Origin of the sequence: Thermoleptolyngbya sp. C42_A2020_037 (assembly GCF_015272455.1) — a bacterium.
Lineage (GTDB): Bacteria > Cyanobacteriota > Cyanobacteriia > Elainellales > Elainellaceae > Thermoleptolyngbya.
This window is the reverse complement of record NZ_JACYLP010000035.1, coordinates 126,909-151,942: the sequence shown is the minus strand read 5'-3', so window position 1 is coordinate 151,942 and position 25,034 is coordinate 126,909. Positions and strand designations below refer to the sequence as shown.

At 57.7% G+C, this 25,034-nt stretch carries 19 protein-coding genes and 1 pseudogene; 9 read left to right on the top strand and 11 right to left on the bottom strand.

Features of this window, described 5'->3' with window-relative positions:
* Positions 1-101: 101 nt before the first annotated feature.
* Positions 102-1,355 (bottom strand): hypothetical protein, encoded by a 1,254-nt coding sequence (locus tag IGS16_RS11940; protein WP_297085695.1) that lies wholly within the window; start codon positions 1,353-1,355, stop codon positions 102-104.
* 170 nt (positions 1,356-1,525) lie between these two features.
* Between IGS16_RS11940 and IGS16_RS11935 the strand changes: the two genes are divergently transcribed.
* From IGS16_RS11935 to IGS16_RS11925, 3 genes are all read left to right on the top strand, one after another.
* Positions 1,526-2,053, top strand: coding sequence for a hypothetical protein (locus IGS16_RS11935; RefSeq protein ID WP_297085694.1), 528 nt, complete (start codon positions 1,526-1,528; stop codon positions 2,051-2,053).
* A gap of 70 nt (positions 2,054-2,123) precedes the next feature.
* Entirely contained in the window at positions 2,124-2,915 is a 792-nt protein-coding gene (panB, locus tag IGS16_RS11930; RefSeq protein WP_297085692.1) for a 3-methyl-2-oxobutanoate hydroxymethyltransferase, read from the top strand.
* A gap of 115 nt (positions 2,916-3,030) precedes the next feature.
* Positions 3,031-3,486, top strand: a complete 456-nt coding sequence (locus IGS16_RS11925) for a hypothetical protein (protein ID WP_297085690.1) — start codon at positions 3,031-3,033, stop codon at positions 3,484-3,486.
* Positions 3,487-3,639: 153 nt separating this feature from the next.
* On the opposite strand, the gene IGS16_RS11920 is transcribed toward IGS16_RS11925, so the two are convergent.
* From IGS16_RS11920 to ruvA, 5 genes are all read right to left on the bottom strand, one after another.
* Positions 3,640-5,910, bottom strand: a complete 2,271-nt coding sequence (locus IGS16_RS11920) for an amylo-alpha-1,6-glucosidase (protein ID WP_297085688.1) — start codon at positions 5,908-5,910, stop codon at positions 3,640-3,642.
* 186 nt (positions 5,911-6,096) lie between these two features.
* Positions 6,097-7,158, bottom strand: coding sequence for a 3-deoxy-7-phosphoheptulonate synthase (gene aroF, locus IGS16_RS11915; protein WP_068511085.1), 1,062 nt, complete (start codon positions 7,156-7,158; stop codon positions 6,097-6,099).
* Between the two features lie 318 nt (positions 7,159-7,476).
* On the bottom strand, positions 7,477-8,067 hold the full coding sequence (locus IGS16_RS11910; RefSeq protein ID WP_297085686.1) for a PAM68 family protein: 591 nt from the start codon (positions 8,065-8,067) through the stop codon (positions 7,477-7,479).
* 73 nt (positions 8,068-8,140) lie between these two features.
* The gene (gene rpsO / locus IGS16_RS11905; RefSeq protein ID WP_068511088.1) at positions 8,141-8,410 is read right to left on the bottom strand and encodes a 30S ribosomal protein S15; all 270 of its coding nucleotides are present in this window, start codon (positions 8,408-8,410) and stop codon (positions 8,141-8,143) included.
* A gap of 55 nt (positions 8,411-8,465) precedes the next feature.
* Positions 8,466-9,092 carry a Holliday junction branch migration protein RuvA gene (gene ruvA / locus IGS16_RS11900; protein WP_297085684.1) on the bottom strand — a complete coding sequence of 209 codons (627 nt, stop codon included), beginning with the start codon at positions 9,090-9,092 and terminating at the stop codon, positions 8,466-8,468.
* A 377-nt stretch (positions 9,093-9,469) separates the two neighbouring features.
* Between ruvA and IGS16_RS11895 the strand changes: the two genes are divergently transcribed.
* From IGS16_RS11895 to IGS16_RS11880, 4 genes are all read left to right on the top strand, one after another.
* Complete coding sequence (locus IGS16_RS11895) at positions 9,470-10,810, top strand: TldD/PmbA family protein (RefSeq protein ID WP_297085682.1); 1,341 nt, start codon at positions 9,470-9,472, stop codon at positions 10,808-10,810.
* A 350-nt stretch (positions 10,811-11,160) separates the two neighbouring features.
* The gene (locus tag IGS16_RS11890) at positions 11,161-12,072 is read left to right on the top strand and encodes a hypothetical protein (protein WP_297085680.1); all 912 of its coding nucleotides are present in this window, start codon (positions 11,161-11,163) and stop codon (positions 12,070-12,072) included.
* Between the two features lie 219 nt (positions 12,073-12,291).
* Positions 12,292-14,979, top strand: coding sequence for an ATP-dependent chaperone ClpB (gene clpB / locus IGS16_RS11885; protein WP_297085678.1), 2,688 nt, complete (start codon positions 12,292-12,294; stop codon positions 14,977-14,979).
* Positions 14,980-14,991: 12 nt separating this feature from the next.
* Positions 14,992-16,746, top strand: coding sequence for an NAD+ synthase (locus tag IGS16_RS11880; RefSeq protein ID WP_297085676.1), 1,755 nt, complete (start codon positions 14,992-14,994; stop codon positions 16,744-16,746).
* Positions 16,747-16,775: 29 nt separating this feature from the next.
* On the opposite strand, the gene IGS16_RS11875 is transcribed toward IGS16_RS11880, so the two are convergent.
* The 3 genes from IGS16_RS11875 to IGS16_RS11865 form a co-directional block, all read right to left on the bottom strand.
* Positions 16,776-20,513 carry a hypothetical protein gene (locus IGS16_RS11875; protein ID WP_297085674.1) on the bottom strand — a complete coding sequence of 1,246 codons (3,738 nt, stop codon included), beginning with the start codon at positions 20,511-20,513 and terminating at the stop codon, positions 16,776-16,778.
* A 37-nt stretch (positions 20,514-20,550) separates the two neighbouring features.
* A complete protein-coding gene (locus IGS16_RS11870) occupies positions 20,551-21,078 on the bottom strand; it encodes a hypothetical protein (protein ID WP_297085673.1) in 528 nt (175 codons plus the stop codon).
* 153 nt (positions 21,079-21,231) lie between these two features.
* On the bottom strand, positions 21,232-22,176 hold the full coding sequence (locus tag IGS16_RS11865; RefSeq protein WP_297085672.1) for an ABC transporter ATP-binding protein: 945 nt from the start codon (positions 22,174-22,176) through the stop codon (positions 21,232-21,234).
* Between the two features lie 215 nt (positions 22,177-22,391).
* Here IGS16_RS11865 and IGS16_RS11860 point away from each other — a divergent pair, with 215 nt between their 5' ends.
* Positions 22,392-23,057 carry a hypothetical protein gene (locus IGS16_RS11860; RefSeq protein ID WP_297085670.1) on the top strand — a complete coding sequence of 222 codons (666 nt, stop codon included), beginning with the start codon at positions 22,392-22,394 and terminating at the stop codon, positions 23,055-23,057.
* Between the two features lie 70 nt (positions 23,058-23,127).
* Here IGS16_RS11860 and IGS16_RS22345 read toward each other — a convergent pair.
* Together IGS16_RS22345 and IGS16_RS11845 are read right to left on the bottom strand one after the other, a co-directional pair.
* Positions 23,128-23,480: pseudogene (locus IGS16_RS22345) on the bottom strand (PIN domain-containing protein).
* Positions 23,480-23,722 carry a hypothetical protein gene (locus tag IGS16_RS11845; protein WP_297085665.1) on the bottom strand — a complete coding sequence of 81 codons (243 nt, stop codon included), beginning with the start codon at positions 23,720-23,722 and terminating at the stop codon, positions 23,480-23,482. The pseudogene IGS16_RS22345 and the gene IGS16_RS11845 overlap by 1 nt, the downstream one beginning before the upstream one ends.
* 197 nt (positions 23,723-23,919) lie before the next feature.
* Here IGS16_RS11845 and IGS16_RS11840 point away from each other — a divergent pair, with 197 nt between their 5' ends.
* A complete protein-coding gene (locus tag IGS16_RS11840; protein WP_297085664.1) occupies positions 23,920-24,867 on the top strand; it encodes a histone deacetylase in 948 nt (315 codons plus the stop codon).
* Positions 24,868-25,034: the final 167 nt, after the last annotated feature.

Genomic DNA, 25,034 nt, shown 5'->3' with positions numbered 1-25,034 from the left:
GCATCTCGAGTTCCCGGAGGCAGATTCCTGGCCTGTTTCTATAGGCAGAAAAATGGGTAGAAAAATAAGCCCCTGGCTCTCCTCATTCCTCCAGAATCCAATTAAGCCGCTTGCTCTGGCTGGAGGCTGCGCTTGAGGATAATCATGCGATCGCCCACCACAGGACTGCGGGCCAGCAGCGTACCGTCTGGTGCAACCAGTTCCAGCTTGGTAAAATCCAGCCTCGTTGCCCGTTTCAGCAACTCTGCCGCGAGTTTATCCTGGCTGGCGGGCGACAGGGCATACCAGCCATCGCCCAGGTTCACTCTCAGGCGGCCGCTGCGAAAGCTCGCCTGAATGGTCTGGATCAGGTTTTCGCTGTAGGCATCGGTGACGCTAGTGATCTGCTCCTGGATCGCTGCCACTAGGGGCTGATCGGGCAAGGCGGGACGGGCGGGTGTGGTGGGTGTGGCAGGTGTGGGCAAGGGCGATGGCTGCGGCGGGGGCGTGGGCTGCGGCTTGGCAGTCGGACGAGACGGGCGCGGGCTGTCGTCTGGGCTGGGGGCAGGCGCGGGCGCGGGCGGCAGGTCATCGGGCACCACTTCAGGAATTGTGGTGACACGGGGGAGGGGCTGCTCGACGCGGCGACCGTCTACTGGCGCTTCGCTGATCAGGGGCGGTTCGGTAATGCGGGTTGGCTCCTGGGACGGCAGCAGGTTGGGCACGACGAAGACCAGAAGAGCGGCAATTCCGGCGATCGCCCCACTCAGCGCCCGATCCGCCAGCGCATCCCGAATCGACGTTGGCAGGATGGCTCGAATCTTCGGCAACGCATTGGCTGTCCACCAAGCCCAGCCCTTCTCCCAGTAGGGCTTTGCCACAGCCCAGACCTGTCGAGCGGCGGGCTGCACGGTCGCCCACACCTGCTGAATCGCTGTCCGCAGGCGACGACCCAGCGATGGCGCAACCGGAACAGGCGGCGCACCTGGCTCTGTGCGGACGAGGGCACTGCTGTCGGCGGCGGCGAGTTCTCCCGGTGAGCGATCGCCCAGGGAGGTTTGGGCCCGTCTGGGCGGTGCTTCTAGGGCAGCAATCCAACCCTCTAACAGCCGCACATTTGCCCGCAGCAGCCCAATCAGCAGCCGCTTGCCCAACCCCACATATTCTGCCCGCAAATCTTGCAGCGAGGGCGGCCCATAGCCGGGTTCAACGTTCGTGGGGGGTTTCTCTGGCGGTTCCGGCGGGTTATTTGGCGAGTTGGGCGGTGGGGGCGGCTCCTGAGTCATGGCGCTGGGCGTAACCTTTGCAATGGGTTCACGGCGTTGGGCGTAGCGGTGGGTGGTGGGCAGTTTCGCAGTCCACCGGGCAGGTGACACGGCCGCAAGGAAACGCGATAGAGTTTTACAGGCGGCGTGCGCGATCCCAGAAGACACTATACCGCCTGGGCGAATGGCAACTTGGCAGATCACCAAAGAACTTCACGGATTCACGCTGTTTTCCCATGTATCTCTCTGTGTACTTTTTTTGTACGTCCTGGAGATCAATCATGAGGCGATCGCTCCCCGCTCTGCTGGGTTTTACGCTGGGTTTTCCGTTGATTCCGATGCTGATCGCGGGCTGTGCCCCGTCGCTGGCGGGGGCCCCCATTCCCGTCGATCAAGTGGTCAGCCAACTGCGTCCCCAAACGCCAATTCCGATTTTTCTGCCGGACGCAGTGCCGGGGATGGAGGAGGTGTATGTCCACGCCTATGGCGACGAAGACAGCTACGGCGTAGATTTTGACTATGTAGCCGATTGCAACGGCGCGACGGCCTGTAGCTATGGCGGCACTTGGGCGCAACGCTATGAGGGCGCGATGACTCCGGCGGAGATCCTCGGCATGTCGGAAACGGTGGAAACTGTGACCCTGACCAACGGCGTGAGCGGGCAATATGCCAACACCTGCGGAGCCTATTGCGTGGCGACGGTGATGTGGCAGGCGGATGGTGTTCTCTACGGCGTGAGCATCAAAAACGGCGAAAAAGAGGCGACCATTGCGCTGGCCAACGGGGCGATCGCCGCTGGGCCCCGATAAACCCAATCCGGGCTACTGCGCCAGACGAAAAACCTCCACCTCCAAACCTCAACCTCGGAGTTTCTGAATCATGGGCGTGACCACCCAACAGCTCAGCCGATTCAAACGCGACGGCCGCCCGATTGTGGTGCTGACGGCGTGGGATTTTCTGATGGCGCAAGTGTTGGACCGAGCAGGCGTGGACGTGATTTTGGTGGGCGATTCGCTGGCGATGGTGGCGCTGGGCCACGAAACCACGCTGCCGCTGACGCTGGAGGACATGCTGCATCACACCAAGGCCGTCCGGCGCGGCGTAAAAAATGCGCTGGTGGTCTGCGATTTGCCGTTTATGACCTATCAGGAGAGCGTGGCGCAGGCGATGCACTCGGCCGGGCGCGTGCTAAAGGAAACCGGAGCGCAGGCTGTGAAGCTAGAAGGTGGCCATCCCGCCATGCTAGAGACGGTAGAACGGCTGACGCAGGCAGGCATTCCCGTGATGGCCCATGTGGGGCTAACGCCGCAGTCGGTGCATCAGTTGGGCGGCTTTCGCAAGCAGGGCACGACGGCCGAGGCGGCTGAGCGGATTTTGCAAGAGGCGATCGCCCTAGAATCGGCCGGCGCGTTTTCCATCGTGCTGGAACATATCCCGGCTGACCTGGGGCTGCAAATTTCCCAAAAGCTGACCATCCCCACCATCGGCATCGGCGCAGGCCCCCACTGCGACGGTCAGGTACTTGTCACGCCCGACCTGCTGGGCCTGTCAGAATGGCAGCCCCCCTTCGCCAAACCCTACACCAACCTGCGGGACATTATTACCCAGGCGGTGCAAACCTACGCGACGGAGGTGCGAGAGCAGCGGTTTGGCGATTCCCCCGGCGTATAAAAATCGCCAGAGCATAAAGATTTTTCTAGTTTCATTACAGCCGGGGTTGCGATTTGCCGAATCTGTGCCGATGGATCGCAGAATGAGGGGAAAGCGCAACACAAACAAGGGACTCATGATCATTGCAGCCACAGCACCCGATTTGGGGGCAGAAGATTATTTGGTGGTGGGTCTAGCGACCTGCTTTCTGAAAGCGGATGGGGAGGTGCATCCGGTGACGGTTGCGGAGCCGATTCCCTCGGCTGCGCTGGAGGCGATCGCCCGTGGCATCCCCACTTCCTACACACAGGCCGTGGCGACGACGCTGGGGGCGGTGCTGTCGGGCGAGGAACCGCAACTCCCTGCGGGCTTTCCGGCAGACACGCAGTTTTGCGATGAGTTTGCCGCGAGGGCGATCGCCGCAGCCCGCACCTACAAAGCGCGTCCTGTAGCCCAATCCCTAATTCCCTTGGGCACGGTTCGCACCGATTTCAACCATTCCACCGAGCGCAAGCGCGTGCTGAACTCCGATCGCCTGGTCAAGCCCGAAGACAATGTGAAGCAGCACGCCTATACGCATCAGGTGCTTTAGGAATTGCGGCTCTGGCAGTTCCTAAGAAATCGGTGGCTCCCATTAATTTTCCCAAGCGGATTTGCTAGGGAAGTTGCGGGAAGCCCACCGAAGCTTGACGAGCAATCCAAAATCGCAAGTCCAAAATCGCAAATCCAAAATCGAGAATCAACCCTACGCCTCAATCACCACGCGCAGGTTGCCGCGCTTTTTCACCACGCGGCAAGCGGTGGCGCTGCCCACCCGCTCAAATTCCAGATCCAGCAGCGTTTGGCCAATCCGCAGGTTGTGCAGCGACAGGCGATGCATCGTGTCGGGCAGGGCCGGATCGAGAATTCGCAGGCAGTTGTTGGGTGCATCGGGCACCAAGTTTGCCATCGTTAGCAAGAGCTGGAAGATGGCTCCAGTGGCCCAGGCCTGGGGCGAACAGGCAACGGGATACTGCACAGGGCTGTTGTCGGCGGTGCGCTCATAGCCGCAAAAGAGTTCGGGGGGGCGCTGGTAGGGCTGGCGCAGGGTCATGTCGAAAATGCCCTGGGTGACTTCGAGGGCCTGGTCAATGAGTCCGAGCGATCGCAGCCCCAGCACTGTCATGCTGTTGTCGTGGGGCCAGACAGAGCCGATGTGATAGCCCATTGGGTTGTAGGCAGGCGACAGGCTGCTGAGGGTGCGGATGCCCCAGCCGTTAAACATGTCGGGTGCTTGCAGCCGCTCGGCCACGCTCAGGGCTTTGTCCTGGTCGAGAATGCCCAAATTCAAACAGTGGCCAGGGTTAGACGTAATGCTATCGACCGGGTTGCCCTTGCCATCCAGGGCCAGGGCGCAAAAGTCCAAATCATCCATCCAAAAGTCGCGGTTAAACCGTCGCTTCAGGTCTTGTGCTTCTTCAATCCAGCGATCGGCCAGGTCGATGCGCTTTTTCAGGCGGGCAATTTCTGCCAGCCGCACCTTTGCGGCATAGACGTAGGCCTGCACTTCGCAGAGGGCGATCGCCCCTTCCGCCAGTTCGCCCCGGCGGTTCACAATGCAGTTGCCAGAGTCTTTCCAGCCCTGGTTTTGCAGCCCGCGAGAGGAGCGCCGCGCATAGGCCAGATAGCCTGTCTCCTTGAGGTTTTCGTCAATCCACTCCATGGCCGCCAGCGCGTTGGGCCAGAGTCGCTCTAGGGTTTCCTGGTCATGGGTCCAGGCGTAGTATTCGGCGTAGAGCATTAGCCACAGCGGCGTTGCGTCCACTGTGCCGTAGTAGGGCGTGTGGGGAATTTCCTGGCAGCGGGCCATTTCGCCCAGGCGCAGCTCGTGCAGAATCTTGCCGGGCTGTTCGTCGCGCCAGTCGTCGTGCTGCTTGCCCTGATAGTGGGCCAGGATGCTGAGGGTGTCGCGGGCAATGGTGGGGTCGAGGATCAGCGTTTGCGAGGCGGCGATGAGGGAGTCGCGCCCAAACAGCGTTGAAAACCAGGGCACCCCCGCTGACAGAACCTTGCCCTTGCCAAAGGTTTGCCGCAAGAGGTACACGTCCTGCTGCGCCCGCTCGATGATTTGATTCATGGCTTTGTTGTCGCAGCGGATGCGCGTCACTTGTTCGCCCCACTGGGTCTGCTCCAGCAGTTCCGCTGCCTTGGCTTGCATCAGCGTCATGGGCGTGTTGACGGCGGAGGGCGATCGCCCATTCAGCAGCGGTTGCAGCCGATAGCCCAGGGTCAGCGTTTCATGCGGCTCTAGCGACACCTGCCATAGGGCAGTGTAGCCCTTGAGGAAGTTAGGCGGCTGGTGCAAAAACTGGATGCGCGACTCCATCAGCCCGCCATCTAGGCCCTGATAGGCCAGCGTAATTTCTAGAGGCATCGAGGCAGGCAGCGGATCGGCTGCATCGTCTGTCGTGGCTTCCATTACGTCCAGCCGGTGATCCTGCACTACCGCAGGCACCAGCCGCAGCCGCCGTCCTTGGCGATCGCGCTGGAAGCCCCGAATTTCAAACAAATCCAGAAAATCGGCATTAAAGCTGAGGCTGAGTTCAAATTGCACGGGTTCGGTGCTGAAGTTGGTCAGGCTGATTTCTTCAAACAACCCGCCGTTTAGCACCAGTTCTCGCTGGATGCCGATGGTTTCTGGCGGAATCGCATCCAACTGCGGGTTGGCGCACAGCACCGACAGCACAAATCCCTTGTCAGCGTTGCTGCTAAGGAGGACGGGCGATCGCCCCTCAATCTGCAATTCCAGACGATTTAAGAAGCGCGTATCCTGACAAAACAGTCCCAAACTGCCGATGGAGTCTCCCTCCAGGCAAGCGGAAATATTGCCCAGCGTGTCGGTAATCAAAAACAGGTCGTCGTCTTTGAGCGTCAGCGTCGGCTGCGGGCGTTCGCTAATGACGCAAGGCCACTCCGGCTGCGGCAGTTGATCCGCAGGCAAAAATTTCCGTCCATCCAGTTCCACAAAGTCAGGCATCGCGCTGGGTTGAACTCAACGGTGAAAGAACATTTGCGAAAAAACGCTCCAGATTAAGTTCGATTTTAGTCGCAGCGCCAGCCAGAAGTCGTCTGCCGACTCGAAGATTTGCGAGAATAAGGGCGATCGCCCGTAAGTGCCTACCCCTCTCGGCGATCGCCCTTGTTCCAACTTCTGGGATAGGGTTTAGGCGAGCACGGGCACTGGGTTAGCTTCCCAGCGATTGACCGCATTGCCAATAATCGATAGCTCCTGCATCAGTCGGTCAAAGCGCTCCGGCGTGAGCGATTGCGGGCCATCAGACAGCGCCTTCGATGGGTTGGGGTGAACCTCAATCATCAGGGAGTCCGTTCCGGCGGCGATCGCAGCCATTGCCATCGAGGGCACATATTCCGACTTGCCCGTGCCGTGGCTGGGGTCGATCATGATGGGCAGGTGAGTGAGCGATCGCAGCACCGGAATCACCGCCAGATCCAGCGTGTTGCGGGCATACTGATTGTCGAAGGTGCGGATGCCGCGCTCGCAGAGAATGACGTTGGGATTGCCCGCCGCCAGGATATACTCCGCCGCCATCAGCCACTCGTCAATCGTGGCAGACATGCCCCGCTTTAGCAGCACAGGCTTATCCTGAGCGCCTACCTTCTTCAGCAGCGAGAAGTTCTGCATGTTGCGTGCGCCGACCTGCACGATGTCCGTCACTTCGCAGATTTTTTCCAGATCTGCGGCATCCATCACTTCGGTGATAATGCCCAGCCCAGTCGCATCCTTCGCCGCTTGCAGCAGTTCCAGTGCGCTCTCGCCGTGCCCCTGAAAAGCGTAGGGTGAGGTGCGCGGCTTGAATGCACCGCCCCGCAAAAACTTCGCGCCTGCGGCTTTTACGCGGCGAGCCGTTTCCACGATCATGGTTTCGTTTTCAACAGAGCAAGGCCCCGCCACCACCACAATCGGCGCAAAGACGCTGAAGGTCACTGGGCCATTGGGCGTAGGCACGACAACCTCGCTCGGTTCACCATGACGATATTCCTTGCTGACGCGCTTATAGGGCTTTTCAACCCGCAGCACTTGCTCAATCCAGGGACTCAGGTCTTGGAGTTGGAGCGCGTCCATCTCGGCAGTGTCACCCACCAGACCGACCACGGTTTTGTGTTTGCCGACGATTTTTTCCGGCGTCAGGCCCATCTCGCGAAATTCGGCACTCAGGCGGTCGATTTCTTCGGCGGGCGCTTCGGGCTTCATCACCACAATCATGGGAAAATCCTGCTTACTTTGAATAATTCAAGAGAGGTTAAAAGTCCTTCGGCTCTGGGGTTTAGGCAGAGCGTTTGGGTTGCGTTTAGACTCAGGGCAGGGCGAACGTCCGTAGAGCAGACATCGCCCAAAAACATGACTAGTTTAGAGTATTCAATGCTACGGAAACGGCAGACTGGCAGGTTAACTTCAGTTAAGAGTTCTAAACGCCACACGCCAAAATCCAAAGGTTTAATGCTGGGCTAACGCTAGCGCTTATTTTAGGCAGCCCAAAAGACAAAAACCACCCTCCGGTCGGGTGGTTTCTGTGATGAGGCGTTAGGACTGAGGGCGCTGCGATCGCCACGCGGCAATGGTGCGTCCCAGGTTAGTGCGAAACTCCGACGTGCCCAACAAGCTGCCCGGTTCATCTTCCCAGGAGGCCGAAAACAGCCCATAGCTCAGCCCCAGCACGCCCAGCCCAAAAAAGCCCAGACTGACCAGCAGCACAGCGGAGGTGGGCAAATCCATGAGGTGCTGGCTGACGATGTAGTAGCTGACGACAAAGGTGGCGATCGCCAAAAACGACGGCACGCCGCAGAAAATTGCCATCCGCCTAGCCATGCGCTTGCTCACTGCATCAGGAATCGCCATCGATGCGCGGGCGGCCACAGGTTTCTTGAGAGCAGCATCAGAAGCGCTCCCTGAGGGTTTTGCCTTCGGAGGTGCTGGCTTGGAGGGGGCTTTTGCGGCTGGTTTTGAGGCAGATTTGGGCGCTTTTTTGGGGTTCACACCAGTCTCTGGCTGTTTACCCGCAGCGCCAGACTCTTCAGACTTCTTCAGGCGCTTTTTCGGCTCAAAAGGTAAAGCCTTACGAGCCGAAGCGTCTGAACTAGAGGAGTTGGGGTCGGGTGGAGTAGAAGATGCCATGTAAAAACCTGTTCTGACCGCAAGGGTTCAGCTCGCTACACCATCTAGCCGAGCAAATCGAGTTCGTTGAACCCTAACCACGAATGCCCAGCTTGCCGATTAGAGCGCGGTAGCGATCTGGATCGTGTTTTTGGATGTAAGCCAGCAGGCGCTTGCGCTGACCGATCATCTTCAGCAAGCCCCGACGAGAAGCGTGGTCTTTTTTGTTTTCTTTGAGGTGGGTGCTGAGGCGGTTAATGCGCTCGGTCAGCATTGCTACCTGAACGTCTGCCGATCCAGTGTCCGTTTCGTGAATTTGATAATCAGAAATAATCTGCTGCTTGCGCTCTTGCAGGAGTGCCATTGGGGTCGTCCGGTGAGTATCAATACAATCAACGATTGTATCACAGGGTTCAGGATCATTGGCTCAGCCAGGCGATCGCCTCTCGAATCCACTGCTCCGCATCAGCATTTTTCGCCAGCGCCGTTTTTTGCCCCACGGCCCGCAATGCCTGCATAATTTCGCCGCTGGAATAGCCCAACGCCAGCAGCGTTAGTTCCACATCTTCCTGCACGCTGCCCACGGGCGCGGCATCTGGGGTTGTAGATAGTCCCGACTGCGTGCGCCAGTCTGCCAGCTTAGTCTTCAGCTCCAGCGCTAGTCGTTCCGCCGTTTTTGCCCCCACCCCTGGCGTGCGCGACAGCATCCGCGTGTTGCCCGACACAATTGCCTGCACCAGGTCTTGCAGCCCCAGTCCGTCCAGCAGCGCCATCCCCAACTGGGGCCCCACGCCGCTGACGCTGATCAACTGCCGAAACAGATCTCGCTCCGCCAGCGACCCAAACCCGAATAGGACGATCTGATCTTCCTTGACCTGCTGATGAGTAAACACCTGCACCACTTCGCCCATACCCGGCAGCGATTGCAGCATTCGCGGCGTGATTTGCAGGTCGTAGCCTACGTGGTTGACCTCTAGGGTTAGGATGACGCGGTTGCTCGGAAGTTTTTGCACAGCGGCGATCGCGCCTTTTAGGTAGCTAATCATAGGGGAAATGGCGGGAAGAAGAGGGAAGAGGGAAGAGCGAAGAGGGAAGAGCGAAGAGGGAAGAGCGAAGAGGGAAGAGGGAAGAACGAAGAGGGAAGAGCGAAGAGGGAAGAGCAAAGAGCGAAGAGGGAAGAGCGAAGAGGGAAGAGCGAAGAGGGAAGAACGAAGAGGGAAGAGCGAAGAGGGAAGAGCGAAGAGCAAAGAGCGAAGGCTTGGGAGATGCCTAAGAATTTTCGTTTTTCGTTCTTCGTTTTTCGTTCTTCGTTTTTCGTTTTTCGTTCTTCGTTTTTCGTTCTTCTCTCTTCCCTCTTCCCTTCTATCCCCCTGCGATACACTTTAGGAAAACTTCCCAAAAAACTTCCTAAAATACCCCCGCCATGCCGATTCTTGTCAGCGATCTTGCCAACCAGGTTCAAGAGTCTGCCCATCGCCTGGGCATTCAGAAATACGACATCTACGGCGCGTCGGTCGATGAAACCAGCGTCCAGGTAGATCAGGGCGAACCCAAGCAGGTGAAGGCATCCCAGCGATCGAGTGTGACAGTGCGCGTGTGGAACCATGAGGGTACGCTGGGCATCACTTCGACGACCGACGTTGACCCGACGGGACTGGAACTGGCGCTGAAGACGGCCTACGATGCCAGCTTTTTTGGCATGAAGGAAAATGTGCCTGACTTTAGCCCAGAGGCGACGGCTCCCTTGGCGGGCAAAGAAGACGATCGCGTGTCACCTGCATCGGTGTCTGATCTGATCGCGGCGCTGATCGGGGCAGAAAAGGAACTGCTGGCGGCGCATCCGGCGATCGCCTCTGTGCCTTATAACGGTCTGTCGCAGCGGGATATGGAACGGTTTTATCTGAATAGCGAAGGCGCAGTGCGGCGGCAGGGGCAATCTATTGCGTCGATCTACCTCTACAGCAAGACAGAGCAGGAAGGCAAGAAGCCCCGCAGTGCTGGATCGTTTGAGGTAAGCCGGGGGCTGGAGCAGTTGGATATACAGAAGTGCATCCGAGAAACAGCGGAGAAGACAATCAGCCACCTGGATTACGAAAAGATTCCTACCGGAAAGTACCGGGTTGTGTTGTCGCCTGATGCCTTTTTGAGCCTGATTGGGGCGTTTTCTAATCTGTTTAACGCGCAGAATATTCTCGATCGGCAAAGCTTGTCTACGCCAGAGTCACTGGGGAGTGCGATCGCCTCTCCGTTGCTCTCGCTATATGACGACGCGCTGCATCCAGAAAATGTTGGTGGCGAACTGTTTGATGGCGAAGGCACGCCCACGCGCCGCGTCTCGCTAATTGACCAGGGCGTGTTGACCAGCTTTTTGCACAGTGCAGGCACGGCTAAACGGCTAAATGCACAGCCCACCGGCCACGCCAACATGGGGGCAAAGGTGACGGTCGGCAGTCATTTTTATCACGTCCTGCCGGGTGCTGCCGATCCCGCCTTTGACCTCAATACTGCCAACAACGTTGTCTTCATCGATGACCTGCACGCACTTCATGCTGGGGTACAAGCCCTCCAGGGTTCCTTCTCGCTGCCCTTTGATGGCTGGCTGATTCGCGATGGTCAGCGCACCAGCATTGAATCCGCGACGGTCGCAGGCGATTTTCGCCAACTCCTCAAGTCCATCATCCACATCGAGCCAGAACTGGAACGGGTCGGCGCTGGCCTCAGCCCCCGCGTGTGGATTGAGGAACTGTCGATTACCGGTGAATAGGGTTTCGGGAGTCTCTACTCGCTATCCCTATAACCCCCGATGCCGAATCTCTCCTCACATTTAACCCTTGATTTCAGGGAATCTCGCTCATTTGCACCAGACCTGGATAAGATTGAGAGCAACTGTTGGGGGATGAGAAAACCGCGTAATGCGGAGTTATCGCGCAGTGTTCTGGTCTTTACGCCCCGATTTTGGGAACGTAGCCTGGTCTAGGCGGAGCGTGTAGAAGCATGAGGTCTGCACCAGCGCTTGGGCTGAGCGTTGATGCTGGATTTCAGGTTGCGTCTCAGGCTGAGTTTGAGGCGGTGTTGCAGGCAGTGTGAGTGAGGAGCGAAACGAGGAGCGAAACCATGAATGGTTGGGTTGCGCGGGGGCTTTCCCTGCTCTTGCCCTTGGGGAGCATAGCGGTCGTTGGTAATGATTTTCTTTTGGGGCAGCAAAGGGCGATCGCCCAGCCTGCACCAGCCATCGATTCGCCAGAGTTTCCAGAATCGTCCTCGATAGGGCGACCACCCGGGCCCTACGTACTTCAGCTTTCGGACGTGGCGACGGAATTCCCGCTATCCCTAGAGCAAGTGCGGTTTGAACCAGGGCCGCTGACGGACTCGGTGCAGGGGCAGCGGCGGGCAGCGCGGCCCTATCGCCCAGATCAGCCGCCCTACCTCAACGGGGAGCCGTCCCACTTGGTCTATCAATTTCAAGTGCCCAGCCCGGCAGCGGGAATTGCAGTCCCTCCGGGGACGCTCAAGATTTACTCCGTCAGCGGGCTGCGGGCAATGTACGTGGGCTATCGCCAAGAGCTACAGGCGATGAACCAGGTGATTAACGGGCTGCGAACCATTCTGACCCAGCGCCCGTTTTACATTAATCGTCCAATCGGTGTGCTGCCGCCTGTTTCGGGGGATGAAGTGCTGCGATCGCAGATGGAGTATCTCCGCTTTGGGGAGGGCAGTGGGCTGCGTTTCGTGGGGGTTTACAAGTACGACGTTAGCCCGATTCTCAGCAACGAGCTGGTCTATATCTTTCAGGGATTGACCACCGACGGGCGCTATTATGTCTCTTTGTCGCAGCCGCTGCTAACGTCCGTATTGCCTGCCACAGCACCGCTTACGGCGGATCAGTACGATGCCTTTGTGGCAGATTACGAAACCTACCTGCGGCGGGTGGCTCAGCAGCTCAACATGCAAGATAGCAGCGGCTTTTTCCCAAATCTGACGCTGCTAGATAATCTGGTGCGATCGCTCCGAATTCAGCCTCAGTAAAATCACGCTTGCGATCGCCCCATACACGTCTGCTGCATCAGCGTCCTGTTTTTGAATTCAGGCAAACTGGAGGCAGCTTCCGTACACTAGAAGTAGGTGAAAGTCAGCCCAAAAGGTTTGCAGGAAATGGCATCCAGCCCCCTCCCGCAAGCGTCTGGCTAAACACTCACGTTACAATAGAGAACACCCTGAGCGGCTATTCAAGGATTTATTTTTAACATGCAGCCAACCGATCCCGGTAAATTTACGGAAAAAGCGTGGGAAGCGATTGTGAAATCGCAGGACGTGGCCCGCAGCTACCGTCAACAAAATCTGGAAGTCGAGCATGTGGCGATCGCCCTGCTCGATCAGGAAGGTTTGGCCAATACCATTCTCGACAAGGCCGGTATGGAATCGGCCCGCCTGCGGCAGCAGCTAGACTCCTTCGCCGCCCGCCAGCCCAAGGTCAACACCAACGACCTCAGCCAGCTTTTCCTGGGGCGTGGCCTAGATACGTTTTTGGACAGGGCCGAAGATGCCCGCAAGGTGTTCCAGGATGACTACATCGCGGTCGAACACTTGGTTTTGGCGCTTTGCGAAGATGACCGCGTGGGTCGCCGCCTGTTCAAAGCCGCGGGCATTGAGGCCAAGCAGCTGGAAACCACCATCAAGAGCGTGCGCGGCAGCCAGCGCGTCACCAGCCAGTCGCCAGAGTCGCAATACAAGGCGCTGGAGAAGTATGGGCGCGACCTGACGGAGCTGGCCAAGTCAGGCAAGCTCGACCCGGTGATTGGGCGGGATGAGGAAATTCGCCGCGTGGTGCAAGTGCTGTCGCGACGTAGCAAAAATAACCCCGTGCTGATCGGTGAGCCGGGTGTGGGCAAAACGGCGATCGCCGAAGCCCTGGCCCAGCGCATTATCAACGGCGACGTGCCCGAATCGCTGAAGAACCGCCAGCTCATCAGCCTGGATATGGGTTCCCTGATTGCCGGAGCCAAGTATCGCGGCGAGTTTGAGGAGCGGCTGCGGGCCGTGCTGCGGGAAGTCACCAATTCTGAAGGCCAGGTGGTGCTGTTTATCGATGAACTGCATACCGTCGTGGGCGCGGGTTCCTCCTCTGGCACGACGGATGCCAGTAACCTGCTGAAGCCTATGCTGGCGCGGGGCGAACTGCGCTGCATCGGCGCGACGACGCTGGATGAATATCGCAAACACATTGAAAAAGATGCCGCCCTAGAACGCCGCTTTCAGCAGGTCTACATCGGTCAGCCAACCGTGGAAGATACGATCTCGATCCTGCGGGGGCTAAAGGAGCGCTACCAAGTGCATCACAACGTCACGATTACCGACTCGGCGCTGGTGGCGGCGGCGGTCTTGAGCGATCGCTACATTTCTGACCGCTTCCTGCCTGACAAGGCCATCGACCTGGTAGACGAAGCCGCCGCCAAGCTCAAGATGGAAATCACCTCAAAACCCGTCGAGCTAGAAACCATCGATCGCCGCGTCCGCCAGTTGGAGATGGAAAAGCTCTCCCTCGAAAGCGAAGGCGTGCGGCTGGGGATCAACAGCGCCGCCTTTCGCCCTTCCAAAGACAAACTAGAGCGGATTGCTGAGGAAATTACTCAACTCAAGCAAGAACAGCAGACCCTCACCGTTCAGTGGGAGTCGGAAAAGAAAATCCTGGAAACCATCAAAGCCCTGCGAGAAGAGGAAGAAAAGCTCCAGCGGCAAATTGAAAAAGCCGAGCGCGACTATGACCTCAACACCGCCGCCCAGTTGAAGTATGGTCGTCTAGAGGCAGTCCACCGAGAACTGGAGGAAAAGGAAGCCAGCCTGAATGAGGTTCACAGCGGCGCGGGCAAGGTGCTGCTGCGGCAGGAAGTGACGGATTCCGACATTGCCGAAATCGTCGCCAAGTGGACGGGTATCCCGGTCAACCGCCTGCTGGAAACCGAGCGTCAAAAGCTGCTGAATTTGGAATCTTTCCTGCATCAGCGGGTGATTGGACAGCATGAGGCTGTGGCCGCTGTGGCTGCCGCCATTCGTCGCGCCCGCGCTGGGATGAAAGATCCCGGTCGTCCTATCGGCTCCTTCATGTTCCTCGGCCCCACGGGGGTCGGCAAGACAGAGCTGGCCCGCGCCCTGGCCGAGTGCATGTTCGACTCGGAAGATGCGCTGGTGCGGCTGGACATGTCGGAATACATGGAGAAGCATTCTGTGTCGCGGTTGGTGGGTGCGCCGCCGGGCTATGTCGGCTATGAGGAAGGCGGGCAACTGACCGAGGCGATTCGTCGTCGCCCCTATTCCGTTGTGCTGCTGGACGAGGTGGAAAAGGCGCATCCCGACGTGTTCAACATTCTGCTGCAAGTGCTAGACGACGGGCGCATCACCGATTCCCAGGGGCGCACGGTCGATTTCCGCAATGCGATCGTGGTGATGACGAGCAACATCGGTAGCGAGCATATCCTCGACGTGTCCGGTGACGATTCCAAATACGAGGAGATGCGGAAGCGGGTGATGGATGCGCTACGCAGCCACTTCCGCCCGGAGTTCCTCAACCGGGTAGACGACATCATCCTGTTCCACGCCCTCAGCCTCAAGGAACTGCGGCAAATTGTCGGTATCCAGCTTCAGCGCATCCATCGCCTGCTGGCGGAGCAAAAGCTGCGGATGGAACTCACGCCAGACGCGCAAAACTACATCGCCGATGCGGGCTTTGACCCGGTGTATGGCGCACGGCCACTGAAGCGGGCGATCCAGCGCGAGATTGAGAATCCGCTGGCGACCAAGCTGCTAGAAAACGCTTTCTCAGAGGGCGACACGATCTTGGTAACGGTGGGCGAACATGGGCTGGATTTTGGCACCAAGACGGCGGCTCCTGCGCCATCGCCTGTTACGGTTTCGCAGCCTGTGGGAATCGATAGCTAGCGGGTTCCAGCCATGAAAATTGCGATCGCCCAACTGAATCCCACCATCGGCGACCTCACGGGCAATGCGCGGCAAATTCTTGATGCGGCGCAAGCGGCGATCGCTCAAGGGGCACGACTGCTGCTGACGACGGAACTTTCGCTCTGCGGCTATCCGCCCCGCGATCTGCTGATGCAGCCCAGCTTTTTAGCGACAATGGCGGAAACCCTGGCGCAGCTAGCGCGAGACCTGCCTGCGGATCTGGCGGTGCTGGTGGGGACGGTGTTGCCCAATCCCGATGCAGTGTATGACGGCGAAAAGCCCCTGTTTAATACGACCGCGCTGCTGCTGGACAGCAAGGTGCAGCGCTACTTTCACAAACGGCTATTGCCCACCTACGACGTATTCGACGAAGACCGCTACTTTGAACCCGGCGAAGAGAGCAGCGCCTTTGAGCTGGATGGCGTGTGGATTGGGGTCACCATTTGCGAAGACCTGTGGAATGACGAGAGCTTTTGGGGCAAGCGTCACTACGAGGTGAACCCGATCGCCGAACTTACGCGCCAGGGCGTGGATCTGGTGCTGAACCTGTCGGCATCACCCTACAGCGTCGGCAAGCAGCACCTGCGGGAAAATATGCTGCGCCACAGTGCCACTCGCTATGGCCAGCCAATTCTCTATGCCAATCAGGTCGGCGGCAACGATGACCTGCTGTTTGACGGGTGCAGCTTTGGGCTAAATCGGGCAGGGGAACTGGTTGTTCGAGCCAAAGCCTTTGAACATGACTTGGTGTTTGCCGAATTTGACCCAGCAGTAGACGAACTGATGCCCTTGCCGGATGCCGTTGCGCCCCTGCCCGACTGTGCCGAGGCGGAAATTTGGATGGCGCTGGTGATGGGGGTGCGCGACTATGTGCGGAAGTGTGGCTTTAGCAAAGCAGTGCTGGGCCTGAGCGGTGGCATCGACTCGGCCCTAGTGGCGGCGATCGCCAGCGCAGCCCTTGGCCCCGAAAACGTCCTCGGCGTGCTGATGCCCTCGCCCTACAGTTCTGACCACTCCATCACCGATGCGCTGGATCTGGCAAAAAACCTGGGTATCCAGACCCAGACCCTCCCCATCGCGCCGATGATGCAGGGCTACGATCAGGCCCTATCGGAACTATTCGCAGGCACCGAGTTTGGCATTGCTGAAGAAAACCTCCAGTCGCGCATTCGCGGTACGCTGCTGATGGCGATTTCTAACAAGTTCGGACATCTGCTGATTTCGACGGGCAACAAGTCGGAAATGGCGGTGGGCTACTGCACCCTCTACGGCGACATGAACGGCGGCCTGGGGGCGATCGCCGACGTGCCCAAAACCCGCGTGTACGCCATCTGTCAGTGGCTTAATCGAGAAACCCCGACTGCCCTCGACTCCTCGCTACTACTGCGCCCGACCGCACGCCCGGTGATTCCCCCCCACATCCTCAGCAAGCCCCCCAGCGCTGAGCTAAAGCCTGGCCAAGTAGATCAGGACTCGCTGCCGCCCTACGAGGTGCTAGACGATATTCTGGAGCGGTTTGTAGAGCGCCACGAAGCCCCGGAAGACATTGTGTCAGCGGGCCACGACGCGGTCATCGTGAACCAGGTGATTCGGCTGGTCACCCGCGCTGAGTTCAAGCGCAAGCAGGCCGCGCCAGGGCTAAAGATTACCGATCGTGCCTTTGGCACGGGTTGGCGAATGCCGATCGCCAGTCGATGGCTGCCAACGGTGCAATCGCCTAGTGTTCCCGCAGCAATTGGGCACTAGGCGTCGGGATGTCAACCGCTTTTGCTGGATCAGCTCGCTTCATGAACTGCTACCCAGTTGTCATCCGGTAGCTTATCAATCAGCTTGTGCAGGGGGTCAATGCCTGCCCGCAGGGGCTGTTGATCCACGGTGACAGTAATCTGACTTTCACCATCGGAGAAGGGGTGCTTCTTCAGGTAAATCAGCTTGCCCTCGGCGTTGTAAACCCCGACATCGATCTCCTCCTGGTTCATGGGGGCGGGGGTTTCGTTGCCCGCTTCGTCGGAGCGCACCTTGGCGGTGTTGATGGTGAGGGTGACGTCAAACTTGCCGTCGGGCCGGGGGGTGACGGTGGCGGCGGTGATGCGGTTGTCGTAGAGGGTGACGGTCTCAAACAGGTCAGTGATTAGGTACTGATATTTTGCGGGAGTCACGGCCCGGAGGGCGGCGACCAGATCCGTAGCAGAGGGGTAGGGCGGCACGTCCGCATACTGCTTCAGCAGGTTGGCTAGGGCACCGTTCACCACATCTTCACCCAGGTAGTCTTGCAGGGCAAACAGAGCCAAGGCACCTTTTAGGTAAACCAAGTGCTGGGCCTCTGCCTCCACCAGAGGTACATCGGATTGCGACCGATTCCGCAAGTAGCCATCCAGGTTGCGGCGCAGGGCAAACCCCAGTTTTTCCGGGCCATATTCTCGGCCATAGACTTGGTTGGCGGTGTATTCCGGCAGGGCTTCCAGCAGAAATTTGTTCCCTGGAGCGGCTGATGGTAGGAGCTGCTGCCCCCACCACTGGTGGGCGGTTTCGTGGGCGGCAATGCGGAAGGCTTCGTCTACGCTGGTGGGGTCCTTGTCGTCGAATTTAGTCAGATAGCCAAAGCGTTCGCCCCGGGTAATGGTGGCCGGATAGCTAACGGCTTCGCCCACGTAGGGCACTTCCACCAGGCGCAGGGTTTTGTGGGGGAAGGGGCCGAAGTTCTGAGTGGCGTAGTCCAGGGTGTTTTTCATACCCCGCACCATGCGTTCCAGGTTGCGATCGTGCCCTGGGTGGTAGTACAGCTCCATCTGTACGTCCTGCCACTGATCCTTGAGCACCTCGTACCGCCCCGACAGGATGGGCACCACCGGGAGAATGGGCTCTCGGCTCTGGTACTGGAAGTAGTGGCGGTTTCCCTCTACCCAATCTCGCACAAGTTCGCCGGAGGTAATGGCGATCTGGTCGGCGCTGGTGCTGAGAGTGGCCGAGAACTGGGCTAAGTCAGCATCCCCGGCGGGTATGAGGGGGGTGTATTGGGTCAGTCTGGCGGCTTCGACGATTGGATCGAGGGGGGGCAGGCCCGCCTGTTGCCGCTTTTGCGCATCCTTAAGCCGGGGCCGCTGGAAAAAGCCGACCATGGGCATAAAGTCAAGGCTTCTGAAATTCAAGCCATTCTCGAAATGGCTGCTGAAATCCTTAATGCCTTCTCCTGCCACTGCTGAGCCGGGCTTTTTGAGCAGGTCAAAGCTCACCTCGGCGGTAGCCCCCGGTGGCAGGGGAGCACCTAGGGGAAATTCGTAGGCTTGCACCACAGGATGCTCCGCTGTGGTGGTGGCAGCGTTCCCGTTGACCGTCAGTTGATTGACCTGAATGCCCCTGGGCAGGTTCAGCAGAATGGTGTCAATCGGCTTTTGGGTCTTGTTTTCTAGGGTATAGGTGCCCTTGACGGCAAAGCGGCCATCGGCCTCGGGGTACAGATCCCCCTGCCAATCCACGGCGGTGATCTTGGGCTGGGCCTCGATCAGGCGACCGTAGGCTTGTTCGTAGGCAATCACCTGAGCTTCCACCTGGGCGCGACTTAGAGCCGGGTTGAGCAGGTGGGTATTGTAGAAAATCCAGCCCCCCAGGAGAATCGCGGCCAGGGCGCTGAGGCCCATGACAGTCTGCATGGGGCGGGTGAAGCGCTGGCGGGCAATGCGCCAGCGTTGTTTGGGTTGGGTATCTACGCCCCGCACCCAAAACAGGGCTGAGATGCAGAGGAGCAGCAGGGCGATCGCCAACCAATAACCCTGGTACCAGCGGACTGGCTCCAACATCCCCCCATAGCCGCTAATCGAGCTGTAATGGGCATCGGGTTTATAGCCGTACTGGAGCAACCGCGCCGACCGAAACAGGTTACCTCCCTGGGCGAACACAATCACTAGGGCGGCAGACAGCAGATAGCCCAGAAACTTCTGGTTGACCAGCACCTGAATGGTCATTGCCAGAATGCTGATCAACAGCAAATCCACCAGCACGAGGGTAAACACCCCAACGGCGTAAACCCCCAGTTCGTAGTGGGTGTATTGCTGTAGGGTCTGGGCCAGTAGCCCGCCCACCGTTAGTAGAACCAGGACGAGCGCCAGAATCAGGGCTAGGGCCAGCAGTTTACCCAATACCAAGGCCCAACTGCGTACGGGCAGCGGATCGGTGAAGGGGTCTACCTTCACCTCCCGCTCCCGCCAGATCAGATCTCCGGCCAGGAAAATAATCAACAGCGGGGCCAGGAACTTCATCAGCAAGGATGCCATTTCCACGATGAAGGCCGTGGCGGGCAGGGCGGGCAAGTCGGAATTGTCCCGAATAGACGTGCCAACCAACACCATCAACACCAGCACGCTAATACTTAGAACCGCCAGCACCAGCGGATTCCAGATCAACCGCTTGAGTTCCATTTGGGCGATGCGCCAGACATGGCTCGCTTGGGCGTCGGGGCCGTAGTGGCGGTGGGCGGTGGGGAGTGCCGCCAGTTCAGACCGGGCAGGGGCCGCCTCTGCCGGGAGTTCCCGCGGTGGGGTGGTTTTCCAACCCAGGAACCGCCGTTCTACCCAGTCTAGGAATTGCTCCAGGCGGGGGTTGGGTCGGGCCGTGGCCATGCCTGCAAAGCTAAAGCGTCGCCAAATCCAGGCAAAAAAGGCTGCGCTCAGCCCCAGATAGATCAACCGCGACAGCCAGATGGCCGGGGCAAAGGGCACCGGTAAAGTATTTTGCTCAATCTTGGTCCAAAACCGGACAGCGTAGTCTACGGAACCAGACCCAAAGGGATTCGCCAGAACATTGAAGAACGGATCCAAGTTAAGCGCAGAAAAGATGAAGATAACTATGCTGGAGGCCAAATATAGCCCAACAATGCTCAGGTAGCTGGTTAGGGTGCGGCGGCTGAGTAATCCTAGGGCAAAGCTAAACAGACCAAAAATTAGGATATTGGGAATGACAAAAGAGAGGTACGGCTGGACATAGCTGAGGAAGTTGAAGGGGCCGATGCGTTGAGGGGCCATCCAGGGCAAGATTGACCCCAGCCAAAGTCCGAACCCCAATCCCAGGAAAACCATTAGGCTGATCAAAAAACTGGCGATCAGTCGCCCTGCGGCAAACTGCCACTCCTTCAGGGGCGAGGTAAACAGCAGCCCATCCATGTTGGCCGTGAAGTCCTTGGTGGCACGATCGGCAAAGATGCCAGCTACTACGATCGCTAGAGGAATCCCCGCTAGAAGGCTCACCGTATTCATAATGGCCAGGGGGGCATTGGCGTAGGGAATCATCTCCCCTGGTTTGGTGGCCGTACCTGCGGCTTGCCTGAGAAATGGAAAGAACAGAACATCGCTGCCGTTGACATGCATCACCAGCAGTCCCACGACCAAGAAAAAGCCAAAGGCCAGGGGTAAAAAGCGGGTGCGGAGGCTTTCCTGTAGCTCAAAGCGGACGATTTCCCCGACGGGTTGCCAAGGGGAGGGGGTGGTGGGATGGTGGGTAGTGGGGGGATGGGTGGTCATGGTCAGATAGTCGAGCTAGAGATCGAATGGGCGGATTTTAGCAACCGGCGTCACCTGTGACCTTGACTGAGGTTTCCTGACCATTGGAACCGACAAGGGTTAGGGTTCCTTCAACACTCCTGACTTCTTCTGGCTCTGCTGTGGCAGTCACCTCCGTATCAACTGTGACAGTCAGGTCGCCATCAAGACTTTTGAAAACTTGATGGTTGAACTGTCCGTAATATTCCTCCCCTTCCCCGACCGTGCGCTGAAACTTCACGATGCGGCTATCCACCTTCATACGCATCGTGCCCTCGGAGGCACCATTGGGAGGTTCGATACCGTTAAATAGGTAGACACCATCGGATCGAGGGTCACGTCCCGGAGACCAGAGAGACATCCCACAACCTCTGATATCGATTTCATCAAAGGTGAATGTGTCAATTTCAGGAGCGCTTTCCGCTGGTTTTGCCGGGGAATCCGTTGCGCTGGAGGTAGGCCCAGCAGGAACAGTGGTATTGGCATTACAGGCCGCAAGGCAGAATGCACAATAACTGATTAATATGAACTGTTTGATTGCAGACATATCTCTTCTGACGTGAAAACGTTCTAACGACTCTGGGAAATAACGACTCTCCTCGAATTAAGAGACTAGTTGAAAAGTCCTGTAAAAAGATGATTTTTTGACGACCTTTCGTAGTTCGACATTTGGAAATAGGACAGTCTTCGGTTCGATAATTTAGATCTGGCTGCCTGGATCTAACGTGCTTGCCATCTGAGGCAATTGCAACGCCGGAATCTCCTTCATTACACAGAAGTAGACATCCTCTAGGTCTGGTTCGACCACCTCAAACCCGGCACCGGGGTCCGACTCGCTATAAATCCGGGCAATGATGTCGCCCATGAAGAAGCGGGTGGAGAGAACCTGAAACTTTTCCTCGTAAGTGGGTAGGTCATCCCGCTTCAGGCGAATTCGCCAGACCTTACCCGCTAGTTGTTGCATCAGGTTTATGGGTTGCCCGGTGAGGCGGATTTGTCCGGCAATCAGCACCGCCATCTGGGGACAGAGTTCGCTCACATCCTCCACAATGTGGGTGGAGAGAATGATCGCTGCCCGTTCCGAAATTTCGCTGAGCAAATTCAGAAAGCGCACCCGCTCAGCCGGGTCGAGGCCTGCAGTGGGTTCATCCACAATTACTAGGCGGGGGTCGCCGACGAGGGACTGAGCAATGCCAAACCGCTGCCGCATACCGCCCGAGAAGCCACTGACAGCGCGATCGCGCGCTTCGTACAAATTCACCTGGTGCAGCAGGTGCTTCACCAATTCCTTCCGCTCCTTGCCGTTGGTGATGCCTTTCAATGCGGCAAAATGATCCAACAGCTTCTCAGCAGACACGCCAGGATACACGCCAAAGCTTTGGGGCAGATAGCCCAACAGCTGGCGCACCCGCACCTTTTCTTCTAGGACGTTGATATCGCCCCACTGAATTGTGCCCTCACTGGCCTCTTGGAGGGTGGCAATGGTACGCATCAGGCTGGATTTTCCGGCTCCATTGGGGCCTAGCAGGCCAAACATGCCCATTGGAATATCGAGATTGACTCCTTTCAGGGCTTTGTAACCGTTAGGATAGGTTTTTGTAAGGTTACGAATTTGGATTGATTCACGTTCTAGGCTCGGAAACATTTGTTGAAAAGCTGAACTCTCGATTTACTAGAAGCTGTATTTCAATTTAATTTAAGTGAGAGCAAAAATAAGTAACTACAGGAAAACTTAAAGCCGAAACACTTAGGATGGTTCCGCAAAGCACTTTATATACTTTTGCCTATAGCCTAATCACCGGGATTGTGGGTAGACGTGCCTATTGCTTTGCATCGGGAGTTTGAGATTGATATTGCAATATGAATAAGTTATTGGTTTCCTTTTTAGGAGTTGGGGCAGGACTTGCCATAGGAGCGATCGCCGCGTTGTCTCTATCGATGCGGCAAGTTTCCCGCGTGCCAGATTGGTACACGACCAAAGCGCCAACCGAAATATCAAGTTCTAGCCCAACTCTGCCCTCCTCGCAACTTCTTGAGAGTATTGCCACTTCCAGCACACCAGTTGAACTCAACAGCCAGCAGGTTAACCAACTGGTGGCGGAGGCGATCGCCCAATCTCCCGAAGGTCAGACGCTATTGCAAAACGGCTTTAGCACCACCATCGAGGATGGCCAGATCAAAGGCGGCGTGGTGGTGAACCTGTCGGAACTGCCCACCGACGGATTGACCGAGCAAGAGCGGGCGGCGCTGGATCGCGTGCTGGCTTTCGTTCCGGCGCTGGGGCGGCGCGGCGTGTATCTCGGCATCGAGGGCAACCCGACGGTGCGAAACGGCAAGCTGCAATTTGACGAAAACATGACCGTGAAGGTCGGCAATCTGAGCCTGCCCGCGTCGGCCGTGGCCAGCCAGCTTGGGCTATCACTGGCAGAGTTGGAAGCCCGCATCAATGCCGAACTCGAAGCGCGGCGGGTAGAACTGAGAGACGTGCGCGTGGAGGGCGATCGCCTAATCATCAACGGTCAATAACATTGGTTAGTAGCATTCAGGTCGATTGTTGCCAACTTTCAACTTGCAGTCCCGAAACGCGCCCAAATTCTCACAAGTTTGCAGTAATCATAACCAGGCTATGCTGAAGCGCTGTAGCCGCTATCAAGACATCGTAAGCCCCAATTGGCTGCCCTTGAGATTGAAGGAGCGCACGAATTTCAGCCACTTGTTCTGCTTTTAGGGTGCTAAAAGGGAGAATTCTTACAGAAGACAGAAAGCTGGCGATCGCCGTTCAACCTTTTGGGCGCGTTGAGGATTGAGGGCCAATCCGTAGCATAACTCCATGACCGTAATCGCCGAGACCGCAATATCAACAGGCGGGGTTTGCTTGAGGCTGACTTTAGTGCCAGGTTCACCCTTGATGAAGTCGCGGATGACGCAAGTATCCAGCAGATATTGCATCAGAATAGCTCCGGCTCAGGGGGTGGAAGGAGTTCGTCACGATAGGACTCAAACGGAGGGAAGTCAGGAATGCCTTCATAGGACAAGATAAATTCCGACCACTGAGACGTGGAAACAGAGGGTGGCTGAATTACCTGACGTAAGGCTTGTAGAATCAAAGTCTGCAATGGAACATTAGATTGCTCTGCTTGACGGAGCAGGTCTTGCTCAAGATCTGGCGGTAAATTGATCGTGATTTGCATAGTCCATTCTCCTAGTAGTTAACTTATTCACTTTTGGGTACGGAGTGCTGTTCAACTTTGGAAGAGAAAATGCGGTTGAGCCATTCCTTGAAACGCTTCTTTAGCTTCTTTAAATGCGCCTGCGATCGCTCGGTTAAGCCCCTCCACCCTAGAATAGCGCTGTAAAATCGAGGCATTCCTCCCCAGAGCGCCTTGCCATGTCGCAGTTTCCGATCTTCTATTCCGACGTGTTTTTGCAGCATGACACGGGTTCCTACCATCCCGAAAACGCCGGACGGTTGCGGGCAGTGGTGGCGGCGCTGCGGCAGGTGCCGTGGGCCGATCGGCTCGATTGGCGATCGCCCACGCCTGTGGATGCTCAGGGCGATCGCCTGATGGCGGCGCTCTACGCCGTGCATCCCCCGGATTATGTAGCGGCGGTGGAATATGTCGCCACCCACGGCGGCGGGCAGGTCGATCCGGATACGGTTGTGTCGCCGGATAGCTACGAGGCGGCGCTGCTAGCGGTGAGCGCCTGGCTGGATGCAGTAGACACGGTGCTGCAAACGGGGCGGCCAGCGTTTGCCCTGGTGCGCCCGCCGGGGCATCATGCACTGCCCAAGCGGGGTATGGGGTTTTGCCTGTTTTCCAATGTGGCGATCGCCGCTCAGTATGCGCTCCAGCAGCCGGGCATAGAGCGCGTCGGCATCTTGGACTGGGACGTGCATCATGGCAACGGCACTGAGGCGATTGTGGAATCTGACCCGCGCATTGCGTTTTGCTCGCTGCACGAATATCCGCAGTATCCGGGCACCGGCGCAGCGGGCGATCGCGGCCCGCATAACACCGTGCGAAATTTTCCCATGCAGGCCGGCAGCACCTTGGCAGACTATGAGCCGCTGTTTGCACGAGAAATTGTGCCCTTTTTCCAGGCGTTTCGCCCCGATCTGCTGCTGGTCAGCGCGGGCTACGATGCAACCCGTGCCGACCCACTGGCGCGAATCTGCCTGAACCCTTCCGATTACGGGATTTTCACGCGCTATTGTCTGCAAATCACGCCGCACCTTGCCTTTGGACTAGAGGGCGGCTATGACTACACCGCGCTGGCAGAGTCCGTCGTCGCCACGATTGAACCCTGCCTGGAGTCTGCAAGCGTTAGGGGTTAACCGAAAAACCATCATTTGGATACACACGCCGCCGGGGTCTTTTTCCTATGATGTAAGACGGCTTAATCAGCCTGACCCCTGATCCTGCATCCCGAACCCTTTATGCTGCTTGAACCTGCCCTATCCAATGCCTCAGAACAGCCGGGAGATTCCCTGGTGATTCAGTC